We start from the raw sequence: 23,798 nt of genomic DNA on the forward strand, positions 1-23,798 counted from the left end.
GAACGCCCCATGACCGCACCCACCGAGCCCATCGAACCCACCGAGCCGACTCCGCAGGACCCGACGCGGCGCCCCGCCCCCGAGACCCTCAGCTATCCCGAGCGCGGCGCCACCCGGCACCGCCCGCTGCCCGCCGGCTACCACCACCTGGGCCACCGCACCGCCATCGGCCACGGCCCCGAGGTGTTCGCCCGTGCCGGCGCGGCCGTCACCGGCTTCGCCATGCACCGGGCCGCCGGGGTCCGGGTCCGGGCGGCCGACCGCGCCGAGCCCGGCGGATCGGTGGAGATCTCGGCAGGGCTGGGGCCCGTACGGCTGGCCGTCCCCTGCGAGGTGGTCTGGACGGACCAGGACCCGGCCCGTGTCGGCTTCGCCTACGGCACCCGGCCCGGCCACCCCGAGTGCGGCGAGGAGTCCTTCGTGGTGGAGCTGGCCCCGGACGGCACGGTGTGGTTCGAGGTCACCGCCTTCAGCCGGCCCGCCCGCTGGTACACCCGGCTCGCCGGCCCCGTGGTCCCCGTCCTCCAGCACGCCTACGCCCGGCACTGCGGCCGCGTCCTGCGCCGGTTGGCCGCCGCCTCCTGAACCACCACCGCCCGTGCGGCCCCGTGGAGACCCGCGGGGCCGTCGGCCGCGTCGGATACTGGAGGCGCGGGCCCCGGAGCGGCCGGACCGCCCGCCGGACGCGCACGAAGGCGCCATGGAGTGGTTCACCGCACCGCCCGGGTACGGGTGGGGCCTGCTGGTCTTCCAGCGGACCCTCGCCCTGGTGTACCTGACGGCCTTCCTCGGGGCGGCCCTCCAGTTCCGGGCCCTGATCGGCTCCCGGGGCATGCTGCCCGTCCCCCGGTACCTGGCGGCCGTGCCCTTCCGGCGCTCGCCGAGCCTGTTCCACCTGCACTACTCGGACCGCTTCTTCGCCGCCGTCTGCTGGAGCGGCGCGGTCCTGGCGGCGGCCGTGGCGGCCGGCGCCGCCGACGCCATCCCCCTGGGCGCGGCCATGGCGCTGTGGGCGCTGCTGTGGGCGGCCTACCTGTCCGTGGTCGACGTCGGCCAGACCTGGTACGCGTTCGGCTGGGAGTCCCTGCTGCTGGAGGCCGGTTTCCTGGCGGTGTTCCTCGGGAACGCGCGGATCGGGCCGCCGCTGCCGGTGCTCTGGCTGCTGTGGTGGCTGCTGTTCCGCGTCGAGTTCGGCGCCGGACTGATCAAGATGCGCGGGGATCCCTGCTGGCGCCGGCTGACCTGCCTGGACCACCACCACGAGACCCAGCCGATGCCCGGCCCGCTCAGCTGGTTCTTCCACCGGCTGCCCCGGCCCCTGCACCGGGTGGAGTGCGCCGCGAACCACGTGGTGCAGCTGCTGGTGCCGGTCCTGCTGTTCGTCCCGCAGCCGGTGGCCTCGGTCGCGGCCGGACTGATGATCGTGACCCAGCTGTGGCTGGTGCTCTCGGGGAACTTCGCCTGGCTGAACTGGCTCACCATCGCCCTGGCCGCGTCCGCCGTGGACACCACCGCCTTCGGCGGCCCCGGACGGTCCGCCCCCGACCCGCCGGCCTGGTTCGCGGTCGCGGGGTGCGCGGTGACCCTCCTCGTGCTGGTGCGCAGTGTCGGTCCGGTGCGGAACCTATTCTCCCGGCGGCAGGTGATGAACCGCTCCTACGACCCGTTGCGGTTGGTCAACAGCTACGGAGCCTTCGGTTCGGTCAGTCGGGTCCGGCACGAGGTGGTCCTGGAGGGCACCCGGGAGGATCCGCCGCGCCCGGACGGGGACTGGCGGGAGTACGGCTTCAAGGGCAAGCCCGGTCCGACGGGACGGATGCCGCGCCAGTTCGCCCCGTACCACCTGCGGCTGGACTGGCTGATGTGGTTCGCGGCGCTGTCCCCCGGCTACGCCCGGGACTGGTTCGGCCCGCTGGTGACCCGGCTGCTGGAGAACGATCCGGACACCCTGCGGCTGCTGCGGCACAACCCGTTCCCCGGGGAGCCGCCGCGGTACGTGCGGGCGCGGTTGGACCGGTACCGGTTCACCACGTGGGCGGAGCTGCGGGCCACCGGCCGGTGGTGGCACCGGAGCCCGGTGCGCGAGTACCTGCCGCCGACGCGGCTCTCGGGCCGCGCGGACGGGACGTAGCCGCAGGGCCCGACGGAGCCGGCGCGGAACGCCGGGGGGCCGCCGCGGGGGCGGGCCGGTCCGGGAGGGACGGGCACGCCCCGGCGGGCGGGGGATCCCGCTCGACCGGCGCCGCGCTCGGGTCGGCGCCGGTCGGGCTCAGTCGACGCTGGGCAGGATGTGGGGCTCGGCGAGGTCGTCCTCGTACCCGGCCAGCCGGATCGGGGCCGAACGGGCCCAGACTTCGAGACTGCCGAGGGCGTCGGACCGGCGGGCGCGGGCCTTGTGGTCCGCGCGGTCGGTGCGACCGCCCTGCTCGTACTTGGTCATCTCTGGTGTCACCGCGCACTCCTTCGTGTCGCGCAACCCGTGCGGCGGTCCGCGACTGGTTCGTTTCCGGCCGCTGGGGGCCGTTCGTCGGGGCTGAGGAAAGGGCATCCGGTCGCGGTGGCGCCGTGGTTCAGGTACGGAAACGACCCTGGTGGGGCCTTCCGTGCGCCTCAGGGTACACATTTGAGCGGCGTTCCGCTCGATAGGAGGTTGAGTTCCGGCCTGTCCGCTCCCCGTCACACCGTGTCCGACACCCGTACAGGGGCTGTACAGGACCAGTACAGCTTCCGTACAAGTCCGGAGGAAGGCCCCGTCCCGTACTCCTGGGGTCGGCCGGTAAACGACAGGGGGCCCGGTCCTTTCGGACCGGGCCCCCTGGGGCTCCGTGCTGCGGTGATCGGCCGCCGGCGGCGGCTCCGGCCTACCAGTTGGCGGGCGCGTAGTCCTTCAGGAAGACCCCGTACAGGTCCTCGCCCGCTTCCCCGCGGATGACCGGGTCGTAGACCCGGGCGGCACCGTCGACCAGGTCGAGGGGGGCGTGGAAGCCCTCCTCCGCCAGCCGGATCTTGTCCGGGTGCGGGCGCTCGTCGGTGATCCAGCCGGTGTCCACGGCGGTCATCAGGATGCCGTCCTTCTGGAACATCTCCTGGGCGCTGGTGCGCGTGAGCATGTTCAGGGCGGCCTTGGCCATGTTGGTGTGCGGGTGACCGGCGCCCTTGTAGCCGCGGCTGAAGACGCCCTCCATCGCGGAGACGTTGACCACGTAGGTGCGCTTCGCCGAGGAGGCGGCCATGGCCGGGCGGAGCTTGCTGATCAGGATGAACGGGGCGGTGGAGTTGCAGAGCTGCACCTCCAGCAGCTCCACCGGGTCCACCTCGGAGACCGTCTGGATCCAGCTGTTGGTGTCGTGCAGGTCGGGGACGAGCCCGCCCGCGTCGATCGCGGTGCCCGCCGCGATGCGGTCCAGGGAGGCGGAGCCGGAGACCAGCGCCAGATCGGTGACGTCCTGCGCGCTCAGGCCCTCGCCCTCGCGGGCGGCGGGCAGGGCCGCGACCCGGTCCACGGTGCCGCTGCCGAAGGTGCCGATGACGTGCGCGGCGGGCAGCTCACCGGCCGGGAGCGGGGCGCTCTCGGCGGCCACCAGCTCGCTGTACGCCTGCGGGGAGCGGCGCACGGTCTGGGCGGCGTTGTTGATCAGGATGTCGAGGGGGCCTTCCGCGGCCACCGAGTCCGCGAGGGCCACCACCTGGGCCGGGTCGCGCAGGTCGATCCCGACGATCTTCAACCGGTGCAGCCATTCGTGGCTGTCGGGCATCGCCTTGAACCGGCGGATCGCGTCGTTGGGGAAACGCGTGGTGATGGTGGTGTGCGCGCCGTCGCGGAGCAGCCGCAGGGCGATGTACATGCCGATCTTGGCGCGGCCGCCGGTGAGCAGGGCGCGCCGGCCGGTCAGGTCGGTGCGGGCCTCGCGGCGCTCGCGGTTGAAGGCGGCGCAGTCCTGGCAGAGCTGGTGGTAGAAGGCGTCGACCTCGACGTACCGGGTCTTGCAGACGTAGCAGGAGCGCGGGCGCTGGAGTATCCCGGCGATCGGGCCCTTGGTGGCGGTGGTGAGGGCCAGCCCCTGGGTCTCGTCGTCGATGCGCTCCGCGGAACCGGTCGCGGTGGACTCGGTGACGGCCTTGTCGTTGGCGGTCTTGGCCGCGCGGCGCTCGGAGCGGCGGCGCTGCTTGACGGTGCGGTAGATCCCGGCCGTGGCCCGGCGGACCGTGATCGCGTCGGGGTGGTCCACGTCCAGCTGGTCGAGCTCGTCGAGCACGCTCAGGCAGACGGCCAGACGCTCGGGGTCGATGCCCGGCCCGTACGTCTGCACTTCTTCGGTCACCGTCATGGCTGCGTCGTTCCTCGGTCCTCGGCTTGCGGATCGTCCCAAAAGGAGAAGCTTAGAGAGCCTGGGGCCCGGTCTCCAAACCCGCTCACGGGAAGCGACGGCGCCGTCACGCCGGGAGGGCGTCCGACCGGCGTGCGCGGGGGCCCGCGGCGGTCCGTTTCGCGCCGTCCCGGGGGCCGTTGGCGCGTAGTCGTCCCCTCACGTACTGCGAGCGCAGTACGGACGCCCCTTCCCCAGCACGAGGAATACTCACGTCCGCGACGGCATTCTGGTGACATGGACGGACCGGCCCGGAGAATGCGGAGACTGTCATGAGTGCACTGGCGTTGGCCGTGCTGCTGTCGCTGGTGTCAGCGGTGGCGTACGCGGGCGGCGCCATCGTGCAGGAACGGGTCGCCGCGGGCTCCCCCGGAGTCCCCTTCGCCCCGCTCCGCAGCGCCGGCTGGTGGGTCGCGGTCGGTCTGAACGGTCTCGGCGCCCTCCTCCACGTGGTGGCCCTGGCGTACGGGCCGCTCAGTCTGGTCCAGCCGCTGGGCGCGCTGACCATCGTCTTCGCCCTGCCGATGGCCGCCCTGTTCGTGGGCCGGCGGGCCGGTCGCCGGGCCTGGCAGGGGGCCCTGCTGGCCACGGCCGGACTGGCCGGTCTGCTCGCGATGACCGGCGGCAGCGCCTCGCAACCGCTCACGGGGTCCGAGCGCGGACTGCTGACCTGGGTGACCGCGAGCGGAGTGGCGGCCCTGTTCCTGCTGGCGCACCTGGTGCGCGGGGCGACCTCCCGCAGCGTGCTGCTGGCGGCGGCCGCCGGCGCGGCCTTCGGCATCGCCTCCGTGTTCACCAAGGCCGCGGCCGGCTCCTGGCGTCCCGCGGACCCGCTGGCCGGGCTCGGCGACCTCGTGGTGATCGCGGTCCTGGCGAGCGCGGGTCTGCTGCTGTCCCAGGCCGCCTACCGGGGCGCCGGACTGACCGTGCCGCTGGCGACGGTCACCGTGGTGAACCCGGTGGTGGCGGCCACCGTCGGGCTGACCCTCTTCGGGGAGTCCTTCCGCTTCGGCGCCGGGGGCACGGCGGTGGCGCTGGTCTCCGGCGCGCTGGCGGCCGCCGGGATCGTGTTGCTGACCGCCGAGCGGCTGTCGGCGGGCTCCGCTCCCGAGCCGGTGTCCGTGGGCGCCGGGTCCGCGGGTCGGGGCCGTCCCGCAGTGCGTACGGCGGGCTCCGCCGCCCCGGTCGACCGGGGTGCCGGCCGTCCCGGTCTCCGGCCCGCCGGGGCCGCGCCGGCGCGTGCCGCCGCGGCCCGTCCGACGGTGCCGGCCGAGGTGGTCTCCGGGGTGCTGGTCTCCGCGGGACCGGCCGCCCTGCCTTCCTCGGTGCTCCCGGTGCGCCCGGCCGTGCGGCCGGGCGCGGCCTCAGATCGACACGCCGCGGCCCCGCAGGTACGCGAGCGGGTCGATGTCTGAGCCGTAACCGGGACCGGTCCGCATCTCGAAGTGGAGGTGGGGGCCGGTGCTGTTGCCGGTGGAGCCGGACCGGGCGATCCGCTGTCCGCCGTTGACCTGTTGGCCCGCCCGGACGCTGAGCGCCGACAGGTGGGCGTACTGCGAGTACTTGCCGTCGGTGTGCCGGATGACCACCTCGTACCCGTACGCTCCGGCCCAGCCCGCCGAGACCACCTCGCCCGCCGAGACCGCCTTCACCGAGGTGCCCGTCGGGACGCGGAAGTCGACCCCGGTGTGGTAGCCGCTGGACCAGGAGGATCCGGACTGGTGGTAGGGGGTGCCGATGCCCGCCTCCACCGGGGCGGACCAGCCGCCGCGCGGGGCCGGCTTGGCCTTCACGGGGCTGACCGGGACCGGCTTCGCGGAGCGCGGGGGTTCCTTGGGCGCCGGGGCCGGCTTCGGCACCGCGGGCTTCGGCACGGTGGTGACCGTCAGGCTGAGCCGCTGGCCGGGCAGGATCAGGTTCGGGTCGGCGCCGATGACCTGCCGGTTGGCCTGGTACAGGGCCTGCCAGCCGCCGCGCACGCGCTGCTCCCCGGCGATCCCGGAGAGCGAGTCCCCGGGGACCACGGTGTAGGGGGAGCCGGGCGCGGGCCGGGCCGACTTGGGCAGCGAGACGGCCGGGGTCTTCTTGACCACCGGCGTGGTGCGGGTCTCCTGCGCCTTCTTGCCGGTGCCGGTCCCGAGGGCGGGCTCCGGCCCGCCGCGGGTCAGTCCGGCGCGCGGGCCGCAGGCCGGCCAGGCTCCCGGGCCCTGTCCGTCGAGGACCTTCTCGGCGATGTGGATCTGCTCGCCCTTGTCGGCGAGGTCGGCGCGCGAGGCGTAGACCGTGCCGCCGAACTCCCGCCAGGTGCTCTGGCTGAACTGGAGGCCGCCGTAGTAGCCGTTGCCGGTGTTGATGTGCCAGTTCCCGGAGGACTCGCAGGCGGCGACCTTGTTCCAGGTGTCCACGGAAGCGGCGTGTCCGGTGCCCGCACCGATCAGCGGGAGCATGATCCCCGCGCCGCCCGCCGTGACGGTGAGCGAAGCGCGGTTGATGCTGCTCGGCTGGTACCGGCGGTGCCGGCCCCGTACGCCCATGGGAGCCCCCCTGGAAGACATCAGGAATCCCGCAACCTAACGGCAGGACCAAGGCGTGACAAGGGGCTCGCGGGAGTCGTAACGGCGCATGACCGAAAGAGAGTTGACATTCCTCACAATGTAGGAGAGCGGTAAGTGCAATTGGCGGGGTAGCGTCGGTCCTCACGGCACATCGAGCGCACGCAGGAGCACACGCATGACCGGCACAGCTCAGATCGGCGTCACCGGACTCGCGGTGATGGGCAGCAACCTCGCCCGGAACTTCGCCCGCAACGGCTTCACCGTCGCGGTGCACAACCGGACGGCGGCCAAGACCCACGCCCTGGTGGACGAGTTCGGCCACGAGGGCTCGTTCGTCCCGGCGGACTCGGCGAAGCAGTTCGTCGAGGCCCTGGAGCGCCCCCGTCGCCTGGTGATCATGGTGAAGGCGGGTGAGCCCACCGATGCCGTGATCCGCGAGTTCGCGCCGTTGCTGGAGCCCGGCGACGTCATCATCGACGGCGGCAACGCCCACTTCGACGACACCCGCCGCCGCGAGCGCGAGCTGCGCGAGCAGGGCATCCACTTCGTGGGCGTGGGCATCTCCGGCGGCGAAGAGGGCGCACTGCTCGGCCCGAGCATCATGCCCGGCGGCTCCGCGGAGTCCTACGCCTCCCTCGGCCCACTGCTGGAGAAGATCGCGGCCAAGGCCGCCGACGGCACCCCCTGCACCTCGCACGTGGGTCCGGACGGCGCCGGCCACTTCGTCAAGATGGTGCACAACGGCATCGAGTACGCCGACATGCAGCTCATCGCCGAGGCGTACCACCTGCTCCGCGAGGTCGCGGGCTACTCCCCCGCCAAGATCGCCGAGACCTTCCGCACCTGGAACCAGGGCCGCCTGGACTCGTACCTGATCGAGATCACGGCGGAGGTCCTGGCCCACACGGACGCGGCCACCGGCCGCCCGCTCGTGGACGTCATCGCGGACGCCGCCGAGCAGAAGGGCACCGGCCGCTGGACCGTGCAGATCGCCCTCGACCTCGGCATCCCGGTCTCCGGCATCGCCGAGGCCGTGTTCGCCCGCGCCGTCTCCGGCCACGCCGAGCTGCGCGCCGCCTCCACGGGCCTGGCCGGCCCGACCCCGCAGCCGCTCTCGGGCGAGGCCGCGGACGCCTTCGCCGCTCAGGTGGAGCAGGCCCTGTACGCCTCGAAGATCGTCTCCTACACCCAGGGCTTCCACCAGATCCACGCGGGCAGCGAGGAGTACGGCTGGAACATCGACCTGGGCGCGGTGGCCTCGCTGTGGCGCGGCGGCTGCATCATCCGGGCCGCCTTCCTGGACCGGATCCGGGCCGCCTACGACGCCCGCCCGGACCTGGAGGGCCTGCTGGCCGACGAGGGCTTCGCCACGGAGATCGGCGCCGCCCAGCAGGACTGGCGGACCGTGCTGGCCACCGCCACCGCCCAGGGCATCCCGGTACCGGCCTTCGGCGCCTCGCTGGCCTACTACGACGCGCTGCGCTCCCCGCGCCTGCCGGCGGCCCTGACCCAGGGCCAGCGCGACTACTTCGGCGCCCACACCTACCGCCGCACCGACCGCGAGGGGTCCTTCCACACCCTCTGGAGCGGCGACCGTTCCGAGGTCCGCACGGACTGACCTCGCCCCAGGACCACGGCCCGGTCCCCGCCCCGGCGCAGCCTGCGCGCCGGAAGGGGGCCGGGCCGTGCCGCGTCCCCGGCCGCGGGGCCGTGACCCCGGACCTCAGGTCTGGAGCGGACCCGGCGGCGGCACCGGCGGCGGCGCGGGCGGAGCCGGGACCGGCGAGGGCTCGGGCACCGGCTGCGGCACCGGGCCGGGCCCAGGCTCGGGCGGTGGTCCGGGCACGGGCGGCGGCGACGGCACCGGCGGCTCGGGGTCCGGCGGTCGGGTCATCTCGGTGCTCTCGGCGATCTGTCCCATGTCTCCCATGTCCCCCACTCTGCCCCGGGGGGCTGCGGGTCGCAGCCGGGGGCGGGGTGCGGGGGCGGGATCCGGCCAGGGCGTGGGCAGGGTTTCGGGACTGCCGCGACCGGCCGGGCCGGGAGCGGAGGTCCCTCACCTCGGGAGCGGAGGTCCCTCACGTCCGGCTCATGGGGCTCCGCCCCGACTCCGCGCCTCCCCCGCCGGCGAGGCCGGATCTCGCCCCCTCCGGCGGCGGGGGGCCTTCAGCAGCTCCACCGCGGCCAGGAAGCCCGACTCCGGGCTGCACAGCACCGGCACGGACAGGACGGGCACGGGCACGGGAGCGGATCCGGCGGTCACTCCCCCGGTGGTCATGCCCCTGGCGGTCATTCTCGCGGTGGCCGCCGCCATGGAGGCCTGTGCCAGCACCACCGCGTCGACCGGACCGGCGGCCACCGCCTCGTCCGCGACCGCCGCCAGGTACCCCTCGGTGTCCCCGGACTCGAACCGCTCCCAGGCCCCCGGCACCACCCGCACCCGCGGTTCGACCTCGACCCCGCCGCGCTCCGCGACCTCGCGGATCAGGCCCAGCGTGGGCGCCACGGTGTCCTCCAGCGCCACGAGCACCGCGATCCGCCGCCCGGCGGCCACCGCGCGCTCCGCCATGGGGCGGTCCACCCGCAGTACGGGCACCCCCAGCTCGGCGGCCAGGCCCTCCGCGACAGCACCGATGGTGGAGCAGGTGCACAACACGGCCCCGGTCCCGGCCGCCAGGGCGGGACCCAGGGCCGCGGCCACCGACCGGGCCAGTTCCTCCGCCCCCGCCCCCGCCCGCGCGGCGGCGAGCAGGGCGGGATCGACCACATGGGTCAGGGGGAGCCCCGCCCGGTGCCGGTCCCGCAGGGCGTCGAAGACCGGCACGTGCACGGGCGAGGTGTGCAGCAGGGCCAGGGGGGCCGGCGCGGCCCCTGGGGTCACCAGAGCCCCGGCGTGGCGGCCAGCTGCTCCTTCGCCGCCGTCACCAGCTCCTCCGCGGGGACGGGCGCCTCCTCGGGGTGCCGCTCCGCCCAGGCCGCCGCGTACGGGCACAGGGGCACCACGGGCACCCCCTCCCGCTCGGCGTTCCGATACACCGTCCGCACCAGGTCCCCGGCGATGCCGCGGCCCTCGTGCCCCTCGTGGACCACGGTGTGCACGGGCACCAGCGCCGGCACCTCCCCCGCGAGCACGAAGTACACGACGTGCCCGACGACGGCACCGTCCTCGTACGCCTCCAGCCGCCCCGCGGCCCGGTCGTCCCTGATCTCCACGGCCATTCCCGTCTCCGTTCCCGTGCTTCCCACGCTTCCGCCGTTCCGCGCGATCGTCGCGCTTCCGGCGCTGCCGCCGTCGCCCGCGCCCGGCCGCCTCAGAGGGCGGCGACGGCGTGCGGGCTGCGTTCCTGCTCGGTCCCGGGCACGGGAGCGGAGGCGTCCGTGCCCAGTTCCACGATCCGGTTGTCCGCGTCCACGTGCACGACGCTCGGCCGCAGGCTCCGCGCCTCGGCGTCCTCGACCTGGGCGTAGCTGATGAGGATGACGAGGTCCCCGGGGTGCACCAGGTGGGCGGCGGCCCCGTTGATCCCGATGACCCCCGAGCCCCGCTCGCCCTCGATGACGTAGGTCTCCAGCCGGGCCCCGTTGGTGATGTCCACGATGTGCACGAGCTCCCCGGGCAGCAGGTCGGCCGCCTCCATCAGCTCGGCGTCGACGGTCACGGACCCGACGTAGTGCAGATCGGCCTGGGTCACGGTGGCCCGGTGGATCTTGGACTTGAACATGGTACGAAGCATGCGAAACACTCCCGAAACTCTGCTCCCTGCCCGCGTTATTGCAGGTCAAGTGCGGTTCCCCACCCTACAACGAGCGGCGAGCAGGGTGGATCCCCCAAGGCTTCGGAGGACCGACGCCAGCTGAATGCCGATTTTTGCGACACAGCCCCATTGACCCCGAGCCCCTTGGGCTCTGCCCTGATCCCCACCCTCCCTCTGAGGGGCAGTGGGGCCGCGTCACCCGGGCGCAACGTCGCCCGCAACGTCAAGACCACCACGCACCAGCCCAGACGCTTCCGTCCGCTCACTGCGGCAGAGGCTCGCCGGTTCCTCGACGCGGCCCGCGCCGACCGGCTCCACGCGCTGTATGAACTCGCCCTCCGCACTGGCCTCCGCAAGGGCGAACTCCTTGGCCTCCGCTGGGAAGACCTCGACCTCACCACCGGAACAGCCAGCATCCGGCGCTCGCTCCAGCGCACTCGCACCGGAGGTCTCACGCATCTGCCCACCAAGACCCGAGCGTCCGAGCGCCGAATCGCCCTCCCCACCGAATGCCTCCACTCCCTCAAGAAGCACCAGGAACGACAGGACAAGGAGCGCGAGACCGCATCGTCAGCCTGGCAGGACAGCAGCCTCGTCTTCACCACGCCGATGGGCCGGCCCCTCGACCCCGCCAACCTCACCCGCCGCTTCCGCACCTTCCTCAACCGGGCCGGACTCCGACGCATCCGCTTCCACGACCTCCGACACTCGACCGCCACCCTGCTCCTGGAACAAGGCGTCGACCTCGTCGTCATCAAGGAGTTGTTGGGCCACGCTCACATCGGCGTCACCGCCGGCGTTTACGCCCACGTCCGACTCCGCCTGCAACGCCTAGCCATCGACACCCTCGGCAACGCCTTCGCTGCCCAGGACGACGACCCTGACGACCCACCCGTCGCAGCCGTCGTGCGCTGACGTTGCCGTCAGCGTTGCCGTCAAACACCCCAGAAGCCCCGCCGGAATGAAATCCGGCGGGGCTTCTCGCGAACCCGACTAACGATCGGACTCTGACAATCCGAGCTCATCGCGTCGAGCCCTCGCAAGAGCACCTTCTTCGATGCCGATTTTCCCTTCACCGGCAACACGAAGGAGAGCAGCCCTCATGGATGAATAATCAACGTGCGGCGGCACATCGATTGCCCACAAGAACCCCGACGCATCAATCTCCCAGGAGACTTTAAAGCTGCGGAGCATGTCGTCAACTACGCTCCTCGCATCGTCCTCTTTGATGATGATTCGGACCGTCGAATGCCCGGCCTCCGATACGAACTCCTCGAACACGAGCTCTCTACGCTCGTGATCAGCTCTGACTCGCACAATGTCACCAAAGGCGATTCCCTTAACATAGAAGGGAGTGTTCCGAACCTGGACTTCCATCTGTACGGAGGTCTTCCCAGTCCAGAGCCGCTCCGAAGAGGCGTTGGCCCAATCGGCAATCTCGTCAGGGAGGTCGAAGGCCACCTTGTACAGCCTCTCGGGCTTACCTGCCGGCACCGACTCAGCGCCGTTAGGGGCCGAGGAAGTCTCTGAGCTCATCGTCCCACTCTTCCATGGTCTTCGTGGACTTATCCCTGTTGCATCGACGGCAGGCAACGGCACCATTATGCGCGCCACCATGACCGCCACCGGCCCTCGGCTCTATGTGATCGATCTGGGCATCGTCAGGCCTTCCCGGGACAGGGTTCCCATTGGCATCTCGCGATCCCCGCCGCTCCACCTTCTGCCCACAGTAATCGCACCTGTACTCGCCACCATTCTTCGCGGCGTTGGCGTCGTAAACCTTCTGCCGCTCAGCATCGGTGAAATCCAAACCGGCTCTATTGCAGTTGTGGACCAGGACCGGCGTGGCCCCCGCCAGCACATAGTACGTGTGCAGGTCCGCGACAGACAGGTTGTAGGTGCGAGCAGTCTTCGTGAAGGGACGGTTGGCCGTGACGCGGATGTTCGAGCCCGACTCGCTGCGGACCGTCGTGCCCGGGGTCAAGTCCTCGGCCTCGACCCATCGACGCTCCGAGGGCGACCAGAACGGATGCTCGTGCGTTGCCGTGAGCCTTTCCGGCCCGGTCGGTGTCGCAAGGGTGAGCTCGTTGAAGCGCTTGTCGTCCTCCGTGACGATGAGGTCGGTTACCTCTCGTGGCCCGGATTCTCCAGTGAGGGGGTCAGTGGCCAGGACCTGGTCTCCCGGCCTGATGTCTTCGATGGCCTGACGTCGACCATCGGCCATGAGCACCTTCGTGCCCGCAAGGAAACACTGGGCGCACGGGGCCTTCCACGCCTTCGCTGCATCTGCCCGCCCGGTTCCCCGGATGGATACGAAAGCCCGGTCGTCCCCCATTGTCGCGTACTGGTACACACGGAGTTTGTCGATTGCCGAGAGTGCGTCTCGCATCCCATCAGGGCACTCGAAGGCATTCGGGCCGGTGCAGGAATTCGCAGCCGCCGCCATGAGGTCATCGGCGATGATGACGCCCGGACGCCACGGGGTCGGCTTGATCTGGCTCTGGAAGTACTTACGCCAGTCCCGGTATGCCTTTCCGGTCCCCAAATACTTCCTGGCGTGATCGGTGATGTATCGCTCGGTCTGATTGACCGGATCGTTGTACGAGATCCAGTCGTTTTCGCCTGAACCCTCCTTCGTCTTTTCTTTGATTTCCCAGTCGTTACCGGTCTTGCGGCACACCCGCCCGATGCAGTCGTCCGGTGCCAGGCCCTCCGGGTCTGCCATGGAAACCGGGTTGTTGTTGCCGTAGGTGTAGCCGTGGGACTGCTGCGGGTCCGCCAGGTCCAGAATCGGGTCGACGCTGACGAAGCGGCCGGTAGTGGGGTCGTATTCGCGGGCGCCCAGGTGGGTCAGGCCGCTGTCCGCGTCCTTCGTGCCGCCCACGAAGCCCTTGTCGCCCGCCCAGCTGCCGGGCTGGGTACCACGGGGTGCCCCGAAGATCCCGGTCTTGCGGTGGGTGACGGTCTGCTTGGCGTCGGAGGTGATCTGGGTGGTGGCCGTGCCGTGGTGGTCGGACAGCAGGAACGTCAGCTTCCCGCCGCCCCGCATCGCGATGGTCTGACCGCCGACCGAGTAGTAGCGGGTTCCCGTGACCAGGCCGACCTTGTCGACGTGGAGTTCGTTGCCACCTGGGAGGTAAAGGGTGCTGCCGGAAGAGTCTCGGCGGATCAGTCGCCCGCCATCCGTGTCGTACAGGAAGCTGGTGACCTTACTGCCCTGAGTGACGGACTTGAGGTGGCCCTCGTCGTCCCAGACGAGATCCTGCTTGGCCGCAGCACCGATCTTCCGGGTCTCGGTATTGCCGGCGGCGTCGTAGGTGAATGTCTCTTCCCGTGCGTCCGTCCCGGTCTGGGTCACCTTCGGAAGCAGGTGCTTGCCGGCCGGCGGGGCCGCGTAGACGCGCTTGGTGTCCGCAGTCGGACCGGAGGGCGTCTTGTACTGCGTTTCCGTCTTGCGGTTGCCGACAGCGTCATACGTGTAGCCGGTCCAGTAGGCATCCGGCCCGCCCACCATGGTCGCCGAGGGAGCCTCTGCGCACTTCTCACCTGTGTTGGTCCATGCCGAGGTGATGCGACGCAGGGAGTCCCGGAGGAAGCACTGGGTGTCGGTGATGCGGGTAGCGCCCTGCCCGTACGCCGTGGCGATCTCCGTGAGGTCGCCGATCGGGTTGTAGGCGTACCGGGTGTCCTCGATCCGCTGCGGTGCGACCTCACGGTCGGCATAGGCCCGGGTCAGACCACCTGTGTGCTCGTCGTACTCGCTGGTGGTCCAGAGGTGCCGACCGAGTGCCCCGTACTCCTGCCGGACGGCACGGCCGTAATGGTCGTACGTGATTCCCGAGATGAGCGGATCGTCGCCGGCAGATGCGGCGGTGAGGTTCCCTGCCTCGCCCTGGTAGGTGTTGGACAGGACCTCGAAGGGCAGGCCACCGGGCAGTTCCGGCTGCTCGACGAATTGGGTCTGACCGGTGTTGTCGTTGTAGTCGTTGTACCACTCGTAGGTTCCGGCGAGCATGCCCTCGCCGGCCGGGACGGTCATCTTCGAAACGACGGGCTGGTAAAGCCGGTTGTAGACGGTGGTGGACCAGGTGAAGGCGGGCTTGCCGTCGACGTAGCGGGTCGTGCTGGAAAGCCGACCTTTCGCGACGGTGTCGTACGCCCAGGTCGAAAGAGTGACGGCGCCCTTTTTGAGGGCTGTCTTGCGGCCCAGGTCGTCGTAGTCGGTGTGCAGGGTGATGCCCCGCGCGTTGGTCACGTCGACCGGGCGGCCGCCCTTGTCGAACACAGTGGTGGTGAGTCCGGTGTCGGGGTCGGTGACCCTGGTCTGACGTCCCCGGACGTCGTACCCGTAGATCCACTTGGCGCCGGACGGATCGACGACCTCTGAAAGTCGCCGCTTGTCGTCGTAGCGGTAGAAGGTGGACTGGGTGACAGGCGGGTTCGCCCCGCTCGTCTCCTGCTTGAGTTCCGTGGTCCTACCAAGGGCATCCACCACAGTCGTGGTCGCAGTGCCGCCTTGGGGTGGGACGACCTTGGTGGTGTCACCCGCGTAGGTGGTCGTCGTGCGCTTGGTCTCCGTCCCGAACTTCTTCGAGACCACCGCCGTGGGGCGGCCGATTCCGTCGAACTCCGTTTCCGTGGAAGCCGGGTACGCGGTGCCCGTGCCGGTGACGAGAACGGCCTCCGCCGCACCCGTGGCAAAGTACGTACCAGAGGCGAACCAAGCCTCGCCCCTGGTGTTGTACGAAGTGTGGGAGACGAGACGCCCTGCACCGTCGGGAGAACGCTCCTGTGTCTCCCGTGGACGCATCAACCCGTCGTAGAAGGTGTACGACGCCCGGTATTTCGCGTCGTGCGTGAGGGACTTCGTCGTGATGACGACCGGCCCGTTGTCGCGGACGAGGTAGTCGAACGTGTAGCTGGGCGTGTCCTTGTTCGAGGCCGCGGGCCGTGTGGGCAACCAGCCCTTGGTCACCCGGCCGAGGGCGTCGTAGGCGGTACTGGATTCCTCACCGTTCGCGTCGGTGACCTTCAGTGCGACTCCGCGGCGAGGGTCGAGCTGTGTGACGGATTTATGCTGAAGGGAGTTCGTGATCGTGGCGGCCGTGGGAACCTCGCCGGAGGCAGGGGCGTAGGAGGTGCCGGTCGTCTTGCCGAAGGCGTCGCTGACGGCCAGCGTGCGACCGTACATGTCCACGCACAACTCGTCCTTGGTGGAGCCACAGTTGCTCGGCGTGGACTTCAGTACCTCGTAGCCGTCGCCCTTGCCGTTGATGCCGTCGGCCTTGGTGACAACCCCTCGCGTGGGAGCATTCCCCCAGCCCTTTCCGTCGTAGTAGGTGCGGACGGAGTCCACGATCGTATCGGGAGTGCTCCTGCTGTCACCGCAGGCCCCTGTGGTCGTTTCCGCCTTGGACACCTTGTTCAACAGCCACAGTTCGGAGTTTCGTGCGTAGGTCGTCGTGGTGCACGACTCGTCGCCGGTCTTGTCCACGTCGCCGTGGTCGGTGACGGCGTACACGAGGCCGTGCTCGTCGAAGCTGCGGTTGATCTGCGTGGTGCGGGTTCCGCCGGTGACCGGCTTCCGCGTGGACTCCTGGAGCGTTCCCGTCTGGTAGGCGTCCAGATTCGGCAGACCCTCACGAGGGCGCGTGGCCGTCGGCTTCGCCGATCGCCAGGGAGTGTACGAGGTGGCCGCGACCAGCTCGCCACCGTCCCCGTTGTAGCCCACAGATTCGCGCACCATTCCGGCGAAGTGAGGGTGGTCCGTGAGGGCGGCGCCGGTCGAGTCCTTGACCTGAGCTCCCTCGATGCCGCGGAAGTACCGCGTCTCGGTCAGCGTCTTCTGATCGCTTCCTGCACCCTTGCGCGTCTGGACGCGGCCGAAGCCCCGTGCCACCGAGTAGGTCCGGTCCTCCGCCTTGGTGAACTCGTCCGTGCTCTTGGCCCACTCCGCCCCGCCCGGGTACGAGTACGTCGTCACGGTGTCCGGGGAGTCCTTGAGGTTGTCCCCTTCGATGACCTGCTTCACCGGATAGGTGGCGAACCAGTCTATTTTGGCCTTGTCGCCCTCGAAGGCCCACTTGACCGGGAAGCAGCGGGTGCCGTTCGTGTCGTCGGTGGGCGGCAGCGCGGTGGCGGTGCAGTTGGGGTCGTGGTAGTCGACGCCGATCGTCCCGCCCGTCTCCGTGGTGATCTGCGCCATGCGCAGCCGGATGAACGGTGCGAGTCCGTCGCCGACCTTGTCTATTCGGTTCGGCTTCTGGATCGGTTCGAACGTGGTGGGCGGGAGGGGCAGGGTGCCGCCGGCAAGCCCTGTCCGCCGGATCGAGGAGAGCCACATCGGCGTCGAGATGCCGTCGCCGGCCGGGGGGAAGCTCTGCGTCAGCTCCCACTTGTCCACGTCCTGGTAGTTCCCGGCAGTGAGCACCTTGGTGGTGATCGAGGCCAGGCGTTCACGCGACCAGAAGCTCGGCGAATACTTCCCCTTGCATTCGACGTCGTCCTTGCAGTATAGGTCGAACGGGACGTCGGGCCACTTGTGCGCGTTCGCCTCGTCGAACGTGGTGCATGCGGTCACGCAGCGCTCGCCCGATCCGAATTCGACCTTGGCCATCGCCTTGGCCGAGTACGCAGCACCGTCTCGCAGCCCGTACTCGATGCGCTTGAGCTGGCCGCCGCGTACGTAGCGCGTGGCCGTCGACTTACCAGTGGTGTCGGAGACGTTCAGACCGTAGTTGTTGGCCTCCGGGTCCCAGTAGTAGGCCATCGCGTTGCCCAACGGATCGACCACGTAGTCGAGCTGCCACCGCCATGCCTGCTTGCAGGAGGCGCCTGCGAAGGAGCTGTTGTAACAGGGCTCCCCCACGTGGTTGCCGAAGACCGGCACGGTCCAGGTGGAATTGGTCGTCGGATCGTTGGCGCCTTCGCCGTGATCGCTCCAGCCGGGCAGTCGGTTCAGGCCGAAGTAGTACTGGGTTCCACTGGTGGTGGTGATGCGCCAGTGTTCGCCCTTGCCATCGAGGCCGTCGGTTCCGCTGTCGCCGTTCGTGGCGCCGGCCAGCTTCTCGACCTTCTCACCCGAGTCGGTAGCGGGACGCCAGGTCTTCCCGTCGTGGACCAGTTCCGTGGTCATGCCACCGAGACTGAGGGTCGCATTGTCGTTGAACCAGCACAGATCACCGACTTTGGTGGTGTTCGTCGCATTGGCCTTGTCGTCGTTGCACCCTTTGTACCGCCGCTCGATGTAGCCCGGCTCCCAGTCCCAGCCGTCACCGATCCACGAGGACTGGTTGTTGGAGGCCGCGGTTCGCCCGTCCACGCTCTGCGAGTTGTAATTCAGAGCGACATTGGGCTGCAGACCACCGGGTACAGCGGGTACGTCGATCGGGTAGGACCAGCCGAACGAACCGTTGGACCCTCCCGCCTGCCACGAGCCGGACGGCTGGAGGGACGTCGCCTTGAAGGAGCCTGTCGGCCCGTCGTCCTCTCCAGTGACGCCGAGAACGACCCCACCGGGACGGCCTGGGGTTTGGGCACCCGCCTTGGTCGGCGCCGGCAGGTCCGTCGTGGCGGTGAGCGTGCCGGCGCGCGTGTCGTTCTCGGTGGGCAACGCCCTGCCGACCCGACAGCCGGGCACGTTGGGCGTGGTGAGCGCACAGGCCGGCATGGCCACCAGCCTGAGACGCGCGGCCCAGTCGCCACCGAAGGCGCCCCTGAATCCGGCGTAGCTCACCTTGACGCGAACAGGACCCGTGGATGCCGCTCTGTCGGCGGGCGCCACGGACAACAGCACGCCGTCCACGCCTGCCTGCCGTGCCACTTCCCGGGTCGCGACGGTGACCCGAACCTGTGGCGCCTTCTCTCCAGGCTTACCGGCCGGATTTCGGACCGGGCTCACGGCGACGGGAAGCCGCTTCGCCTGTCGGAACAAGCCCGTCCGGACGCCATCGAGATCGATCGTGCTCACGCCGGCACCGGGCCAGGAAGCGGACGACGTCTTCCGCTTGCGTACGGAAACCCCACCCCGCTTCACGCCCGATACTTCAACCGCCTCAACGGGCACGGCACGCGGTTGCTTCAATTCAGGGAGGCTCACCCCCGGTCTTGGTGGAGGCTCCGCTATTGCCGCGGAAGGCAAAAGACCCATCATCACTGCGGAAGTCAAAGAGACTGCCCAGGATCGCGCGCCGAACCGGCTCACGTCCCACCCCTTGCGATAGTCTGAAAGTGCAGTATGGAACTTAACAACTCCGCGACAAGTAGAGTCGCCATTTTTTGGACTTCAAACGGAAAGATCGCGCCAACAGCTGCCGGATTCGCGGCATTTACTGGCGTCTTGATGGGCTGTGAGCTGCTGGGATGCGGCACAGTGGGTGGTGGGGCCCGCCCTTCGAACCCCTCATCCGCGCGCACCGCACGAGGGCGATGGTGACATGCAGGGGAACGTCCAAACGACTTCCAGGTTTCAGGCTACGCCGGCTTCCCACGGATTCGCGGAGTCTCCTGGCACTCAAGATACAAGGGGGGATCGCATGCAACGATTCAACATTCCTCACCCAACCAAGAGATTTGGCCCAAGGGTTGCGATATCCACTGCCTTGGCGATGACGCTCATCACCCCCGCCACGATATCGGCATCTGTAACCGCCATGAAAACGCCCACTCATTCTGCTATCGCATCAGCAAATACGTCTGCTTCCGGGGCATTCGACACCGGATCTCTCAGCGAACAGGACAGGGCACTCCAGGAAGCCGGTGCCGCGAAACGTGAGGTCGAGGTCGCCTCGGCCCGGACCGAGACCAGCGACACCTGGGCCCGGCCCGACGGCTCGTTCGTGGTCAAGGATTACGGAACGCCCGTTCGCTTCTGGCGTGAGGGCAGCTGGGCGAAGACCGACCCGACTCTGGTGTTCGCCGCGGACGGCTCGGTCGTCTCCAAGGCGACGCCCGTCTCCGTGAAATTCTCCGGGGGTGGCACCGATCAGTTGCTGGCTGGGGCCGTGGACGGTCGAACTCTCGCCCTCACCTGGCCGAAGGCTCTCCCGAAGCCGACACTCGCCGGCAACATCGCCACCTACGCCGAGGTCCTTCCCGGGGTCGACCTCCGGCTCAGGGCCGAGGTGGAGGGCTTCTCCCAGCTGCTGGTGGTGAAGACCCCGGCGGCTGCGAAGAACCCCGAGCTGAAGACACTGAACTTCGCACTGAACACTGTGGGGCTCACTGTGCAGAAGGACGAGCAGTCCGGAAGCCTGCGGGCCACAGACCCAGCCGGGCAGCTGGTCTTCACCAGCCCCGCCCCCGTGATGTGGGACTCCAGCGGTGCGGAGGGTGCTCCGACCGACACGGGCGCCCAGGCTTCCGCCCGAGCCGATGCGACCGCGGCCGGTGGGTTCGAACCCGGGGTCGGCGCACGGTCCGCACTGATGGGCACCACCGTGACCGACACCTCGCTGTCCCTGGTGCCCGACTCGGCCCTCCTGACCAGTCCCGGGACCACGTACCCGGTGTACATCGACCCCAGCTGGGACTGGGGCGATCGCCAGCAGTGGAACTGGGCACGGGTTTACAAGAAGTGGCCGGACAACAGCTACTGGAACGCCAAGGAGGACGTACGCGTCGGCTACGAGGCCGAAACAAATGGCCTGTCGCGGTCCTTCCTCCAAGTGGACACCAGCAAGATCAGCGGCACTCAGATCAAGGAGTCCGTCCTCCGGCTCAAGAACACCTGGTCCTGGTCGTGCACCGATGCCAAGGTGAGCCTGTTCGCCACGGGTCCGATCAGTTCTCGAACCACCTGGCGCAACCAGCCCAAGAAGCTCAGCGGCGCCTTGTCGACCGTCAACGACTCCAAGGGCTGGGGCCCTTCCTGTCCTGCCGGCAACCTGGAGTTCACCGCGACCGACTGGGTCCGTGACCAGATGAAGAGCGGCGAGACGACCAGCCTCACGTTCGGTCTCTACGCGGACAACGAGAGCGACACCACGGGTTGGAAGCGCTTCGACCCGAAGACAGTCGTGCTGGAGACCGTCTTCAACCACCTGCCCGATCCGCCCAAGGCACTGGGTACCAGCCCTGCGACGCAGTGCGCGACCGGCGGCAGGATCGGCAACACCACCGTCAGCCTCCACGCGATGATCAAGGACGAGGACGGTGGCAGCCTCAACGCCACGTTCGAGGTCCGCAGGGGCTCCACCCTCGTCTACCAGGAGACCGTACCCACGCTCAACAATCGTGTTGCGACAGTCACCCTGCCCGCGTCCAGCACCCCCAGCGGCAGCTACACGTGGCGTGTGATGGCCAAGGACGGGGACAAGGCGGAATCGGCTTGGGTGGCCGCCCGCTGCGCCTTCGAGATCGACCGCGACCGCCCGAGCAACCCGCCCTCGATCCGGTCGGAGAAGCTGCCGGACGGCACGGACAAGTACCCTCCGGGCGAACGCGGCTGGCCTGAGATCACGGGACCTGCCCGGACCGAGACCGTCTTCTCGCTGGCGCCCAACGGCGTCAAGGACGTCGTCGCCTACTACTGGTGGACCGACACGGACGCCCAGGTGACCGAGGTGTCCGCAGCCGCCCCCACGGCCAGGGTCTTCGTTCCCTCCTACGGACCGCACACGGTCCACGCCTACAGCGTCGACAAGGCGGGAAACCGCTCGGACACGCGTACCTACCTGTATTACGCCACGCGCAGTCAGCAGGCCGACAAGCCGGGTGACCTCAACGGAGACCAGCTCAAGGACATTTGGAGCGTGGACGGCAACGGGACGCTGCTGACGTATTCGGGGCTCGGGTCCAGGACCTTCGCGGCGGCGACCAATGGCGGAGGATCCGTCACCTTCCCCGATCGTCAGACTTCCTTCAGCGGGGACTGGGGCCAGGACGGGTTCAACGACTTGCTCGCCCTGCAGCGAAATGCCGCGGACGGGAGGAAGCAACTCCTCGTCTACAACAACGACGGCCGAGGCATCATCGATGACGAACCCGTACAGCTGCGGGTCAAGTGCCCGGTGCCCGATCCCCGGCGCGGCTGCACGGGTGAGGAAGGGTGGACCGGCAACGATCACTGGTTCAACGCCGAGCAGGTCATCGCTGCCGGAGACCTCAATGCAGACCGGATGTCCGATGTCCTGGTCAAGCAGGGCCAGAACCTCTGGGCCTACTTCGGCAACAAGAGCAGTACGCTCAACACACTGTTGGCCGGGCGGCCGGTGCTGGTCGGTGGAACGGACTGGCGGAAGTTCACCGTGGTCGTGCCCGGTGACATGAACAGCGACACACTGCCCGACCTCTGGCTGCGCAACGACTCGACCGGCGAACTCTTCCAGGCGAACGGCCGACGCGAAACGGTCGGCGGAAAGCTCGACTTCGCCTCCTGGGGGTCCCCGGGCACCCGCAAGCTGCTCGCCACCGGTTTGTCGGCGGCCACTTTTCCCCTCATCGGCACCTCGGGAGATCTCGACGGAGACGACAACGCGGACGGAGTCGACGACGGGGACGCGATCCCCGACCTCTGGGCCCGCAAGGCCGACAACACCGTGATCGGCCGCCGCGGGCAGGGCACCGGCACCCAGTTGACCGGCTTCGGGGCACCCTTCGTGATCGACAGCTCCGCCGGCGGCACCCGGATCCCGGCCGGCACCCGATTGGAGAGCGGACAGAGCGTCACTTCGAATTCCGTCAGCCTCGTGATGAAGCCGGAGGGCGATCTCGTCATCCGCTCCAAGACCGGCAACGAGCTGTGGTCCAGCCACACGGCAAGCACCACGATCGCCGGGGCCACGGCCCTGGTCCACTCGGACGGCAACATCGGGATCTACCAGGATGACACCCTGGTGAAGAACGTCACCGGTGTCTCCTCTCCCGGCGAGGGCTACGCCTTCCTTCAGGACCGCGGAAACCTCGTTGTGCACAACGACAAGGGCGAGTCCCTCTGGTCCAGCGGGACCGTGATCCGGCACGACTACGACGGCGACGGCCGCAGCGACTTCGCGGACTGGTACGGCTTCCCGAACGGCGCTGATGTCATCCACACCTTCATGCCGACCACCGACGGAGTGTTCACCAACGGATACGTGAAGGGTCTGGAGCCTCCGGCCACCCACTACGACCCGAAGGACATGCAGTTCGCCACGGGCGACTACAACGGCGACGGCCGGGGCGATGTGGCCTGGCTCTACGACTACGGCGACGGACAGATCAAACTCCACACCGCCCTGGGTTCGGGAAGTGGGAAGTTCGGCACGCCGTTCATCTCCTACACGTCCAAAGCCGGTAGTTGGAACGCCTCCAACATGACCCTACAGTCGGGTGATTTCAACGGTGACGGCCGCGACGACCTCGCCGCCTGGTACGACTACTTCGACGGTCACGACACGTTGTTCACCTTCACGTCCAACGTGCGGGGCGGCTTCAACCCGCCCTTCGGATCCCACACGCAGAAGGCCGGCGGCTGGGAGCGGGAGAAGAGCAAGTTCGTCACCGGGGACTTCAACGGGGACGGCCGCGACGACCTCGCCGCGCTCTACGGATACAGCGACGGCTCCGTGAAGATGCACACGTTCACGGCGGCTCCCACCGGCGCGTTCAACGCCAACCTCAAGTCCTGGAGCGGAACCATCACCAGCTGGGGTGACTGGGACCGCACCTACATCCATGCCGGGGACTTCAACGGCGACGGGCAGGACGACGTGACCGCCTGGTACGACTACGCCGACGGCCACGACGCGCTGCACACACTGCTGAGCACGAGCAATGACGACGGAAGTTTCAGCTCCCCCAAGCAGGGATGGACTTCGGCTCCGGGTAACTGGTACTACCCCAACATGAAGATCGTCGCCGGGGACTACAACGGTGACGGCCGCGACGACCTGGGCGCGATGTACGGCTACGAAAACGGCACCGTACGCATGTTCACATGGCTGGCCGCAGGAAGCCCGGCGCTTCCCACCTTCGAAGCGGCTCGGGCCGGCTGGTCCACGGCCTCCGGCTGGGACTTCGACCGGGTTCGACCCTTCCGCACGTCCAACTGACCGCTCGCTCTCGTCCGAGCCGGCACGGTCACGGTGGCAGCCGGGAGGATACCTCCGCCCCGGCTGCCACCGTCCTTGATTCCAGTCCCG

At 69.3% G+C, this 23,798-nt stretch carries 13 protein-coding genes and 1 pseudogene; 6 read left to right on the forward strand and 8 right to left on the reverse strand.

The genetic code is table 11. The features are described from left to right. Positions 1–9 precede the first annotated feature (9 nt). Both ABTZ17_RS09015 and ABTZ17_RS09020 read left to right on the forward strand, forming a co-directional pair. Positions 10–585, forward strand: a complete 576-nt coding sequence (locus ABTZ17_RS09015) for a DUF1990 domain-containing protein (protein WP_502994627.1) — start codon at positions 10–12, stop codon at positions 583–585. 115 nt (positions 586–700) lie between these two features. Next, positions 701–2,131, forward strand: coding sequence for a lipase maturation factor family protein (locus ABTZ17_RS09020; protein WP_352194867.1), 1,431 nt, complete (start codon positions 701–703; stop codon positions 2,129–2,131). 138 nt (positions 2,132–2,269) lie between these two features. On the opposite strand, the gene ABTZ17_RS09025 is transcribed toward ABTZ17_RS09020, so the two are convergent. Both ABTZ17_RS09025 and ABTZ17_RS09030 read right to left on the reverse strand, forming a co-directional pair. Further along, complete coding sequence (locus ABTZ17_RS09025) at positions 2,270–2,452, reverse strand: hypothetical protein (RefSeq protein WP_352194868.1); 183 nt, start codon at positions 2,450–2,452, stop codon at positions 2,270–2,272. A 409-nt stretch (positions 2,453–2,861) separates the two neighbouring features. After that, positions 2,862–4,328, reverse strand: coding sequence for an SDR family NAD(P)-dependent oxidoreductase (locus ABTZ17_RS09030; protein ID WP_352194869.1), 1,467 nt, complete (start codon positions 4,326–4,328; stop codon positions 2,862–2,864). Between the two features lie 311 nt (positions 4,329–4,639). On the opposite strand from ABTZ17_RS09030, the gene ABTZ17_RS09035 reads away from it, so the two are divergent. Beyond that, the gene (locus tag ABTZ17_RS09035; protein WP_352194870.1) at positions 4,640–5,782 is read left to right on the forward strand and encodes a DMT family transporter; all 1,143 of its coding nucleotides are present in this window, start codon (positions 4,640–4,642) and stop codon (positions 5,780–5,782) included. Here ABTZ17_RS09035 and ABTZ17_RS09040 read toward each other — a convergent pair. Continuing rightward, positions 5,732–6,901 carry a transglycosylase family protein gene (locus tag ABTZ17_RS09040; RefSeq protein WP_352194871.1) on the reverse strand — a complete coding sequence of 390 codons (1,170 nt, stop codon included), beginning with the start codon at positions 6,899–6,901 and terminating at the stop codon, positions 5,732–5,734. The two genes, ABTZ17_RS09035 and ABTZ17_RS09040, sit on opposite strands and share 51 nt — an antisense overlap. Positions 6,902–7,097: 196 nt before the next feature. On the opposite strand from ABTZ17_RS09040, the gene gnd reads away from it, so the two are divergent. Continuing rightward, positions 7,098–8,540 carry an NADP-dependent phosphogluconate dehydrogenase gene (gnd, locus tag ABTZ17_RS09045; RefSeq protein WP_352194872.1) on the forward strand — a complete coding sequence of 481 codons (1,443 nt, stop codon included), beginning with the start codon at positions 7,098–7,100 and terminating at the stop codon, positions 8,538–8,540. A 471-nt stretch (positions 8,541–9,011) separates the two neighbouring features. Here gnd and ABTZ17_RS09050 read toward each other — a convergent pair whose 3' ends face one another. The 3 genes from ABTZ17_RS09050 to panD all read right to left on the reverse strand — a co-directional run bounded on the left by ABTZ17_RS09050 (position 9,012) and on the right by panD (position 10,656). Then, positions 9,012–9,803, reverse strand: coding sequence for an aspartate/glutamate racemase family protein (locus ABTZ17_RS09050; protein ID WP_352194873.1), 792 nt, complete (start codon positions 9,801–9,803; stop codon positions 9,012–9,014). Beyond that, positions 9,800–10,141 carry a GNAT family N-acetyltransferase gene (locus tag ABTZ17_RS09055; RefSeq protein WP_352194874.1) on the reverse strand — a complete coding sequence of 114 codons (342 nt, stop codon included), beginning with the start codon at positions 10,139–10,141 and terminating at the stop codon, positions 9,800–9,802. The genes ABTZ17_RS09050 and ABTZ17_RS09055 overlap by 4 nt, the downstream gene beginning before the upstream one ends. 92 nt (positions 10,142–10,233) lie before the next feature. Further along, a complete protein-coding gene (gene panD / locus ABTZ17_RS09060; protein ID WP_352194875.1) occupies positions 10,234–10,656 on the reverse strand; it encodes an aspartate 1-decarboxylase in 423 nt (140 codons plus the stop codon). A gap of 225 nt (positions 10,657–10,881) precedes the next feature. Between panD and ABTZ17_RS09065 the strand changes: the two are divergent. Continuing rightward, a pseudogene (locus ABTZ17_RS09065) lies at positions 10,882–11,592 on the forward strand (site-specific integrase); the annotation flags it as partial. Between the two features lie 78 nt (positions 11,593–11,670). Here ABTZ17_RS09065 and ABTZ17_RS09070 read toward each other — a convergent pair. Together ABTZ17_RS09070 and ABTZ17_RS09075 are read right to left on the reverse strand one after the other, a co-directional pair. Beyond that, on the reverse strand, positions 11,671–12,213 hold the full coding sequence (locus ABTZ17_RS09070; protein WP_352194876.1) for a DUF4265 domain-containing protein: 543 nt from the start codon (positions 12,211–12,213) through the stop codon (positions 11,671–11,673). Then, the gene (locus ABTZ17_RS09075) at positions 12,185–18,646 is read right to left on the reverse strand and encodes a polymorphic toxin-type HINT domain-containing protein (RefSeq protein WP_352194877.1); all 6,462 of its coding nucleotides are present in this window, start codon (positions 18,644–18,646) and stop codon (positions 12,185–12,187) included. Before ABTZ17_RS09075 ends, ABTZ17_RS09070 begins: the two co-directional genes overlap by 29 nt. 682 nt (positions 18,647–19,328) lie before the next feature. Here ABTZ17_RS09075 and ABTZ17_RS09080 point away from each other — a divergent pair. Then, positions 19,329–23,708 (forward strand): FG-GAP-like repeat-containing protein, encoded by a 4,380-nt coding sequence (locus ABTZ17_RS09080; protein ID WP_352194878.1) that lies wholly within the window; start codon positions 19,329–19,331, stop codon positions 23,706–23,708. The last annotated feature ends 90 nt before the right edge of the window (positions 23,709–23,798 follow it).

It is taken from the genome of Streptomyces sp. NPDC097619 (assembly GCF_040302735.1).
In the GTDB taxonomy this organism is placed as follows: Bacteria; Actinomycetota; Actinomycetes; order Streptomycetales; family Streptomycetaceae; genus Streptomyces.

Excerpts from the sequence above, each read along its gene's own strand:
- panD (WP_352194875.1), bottom strand. The coding sequence starts at position 10,656 with ATGCTTCGTACCATGTTCAAGTCCAAGATCCACCGGGCCACCGTGACC.
- ABTZ17_RS09070 (WP_352194876.1), bottom strand. The coding sequence starts at position 12,213 with ATGAGCTCAGAGACTTCCTCGGCCCCTAACGGCGCTGAGTCGGTGCCG.
- ABTZ17_RS09015 (WP_502994627.1), top strand. The coding sequence starts at position 10 with ATGACCGCACCCACCGAGCCCATCGAACCCACCGAGCCGACTCCGCAG.
- ABTZ17_RS09055 (WP_352194874.1), bottom strand. The coding sequence starts at position 10,141 with ATGGCCGTGGAGATCAGGGACGACCGGGCCGCGGGGCGGCTGGAGGCG.
- ABTZ17_RS09030 (WP_352194869.1), bottom strand. The coding sequence starts at position 4,328 with ATGACGGTGACCGAAGAAGTGCAGACGTACGGGCCGGGCATCGACCCC.
- ABTZ17_RS09080 (WP_352194878.1), top strand. The coding sequence starts at position 19,329 with ATGAAAACGCCCACTCATTCTGCTATCGCATCAGCAAATACGTCTGCT.
- ABTZ17_RS09040 (WP_352194871.1), bottom strand. The coding sequence starts at position 6,901 with ATGGGCGTACGGGGCCGGCACCGCCGGTACCAGCCGAGCAGCATCAAC.
- ABTZ17_RS09035 (WP_352194870.1), top strand. The coding sequence starts at position 4,640 with ATGAGTGCACTGGCGTTGGCCGTGCTGCTGTCGCTGGTGTCAGCGGTG.
- gnd (WP_352194872.1), top strand. The coding sequence starts at position 7,098 with ATGACCGGCACAGCTCAGATCGGCGTCACCGGACTCGCGGTGATGGGC.
- ABTZ17_RS09020 (WP_352194867.1), top strand. The coding sequence starts at position 701 with ATGGAGTGGTTCACCGCACCGCCCGGGTACGGGTGGGGCCTGCTGGTC.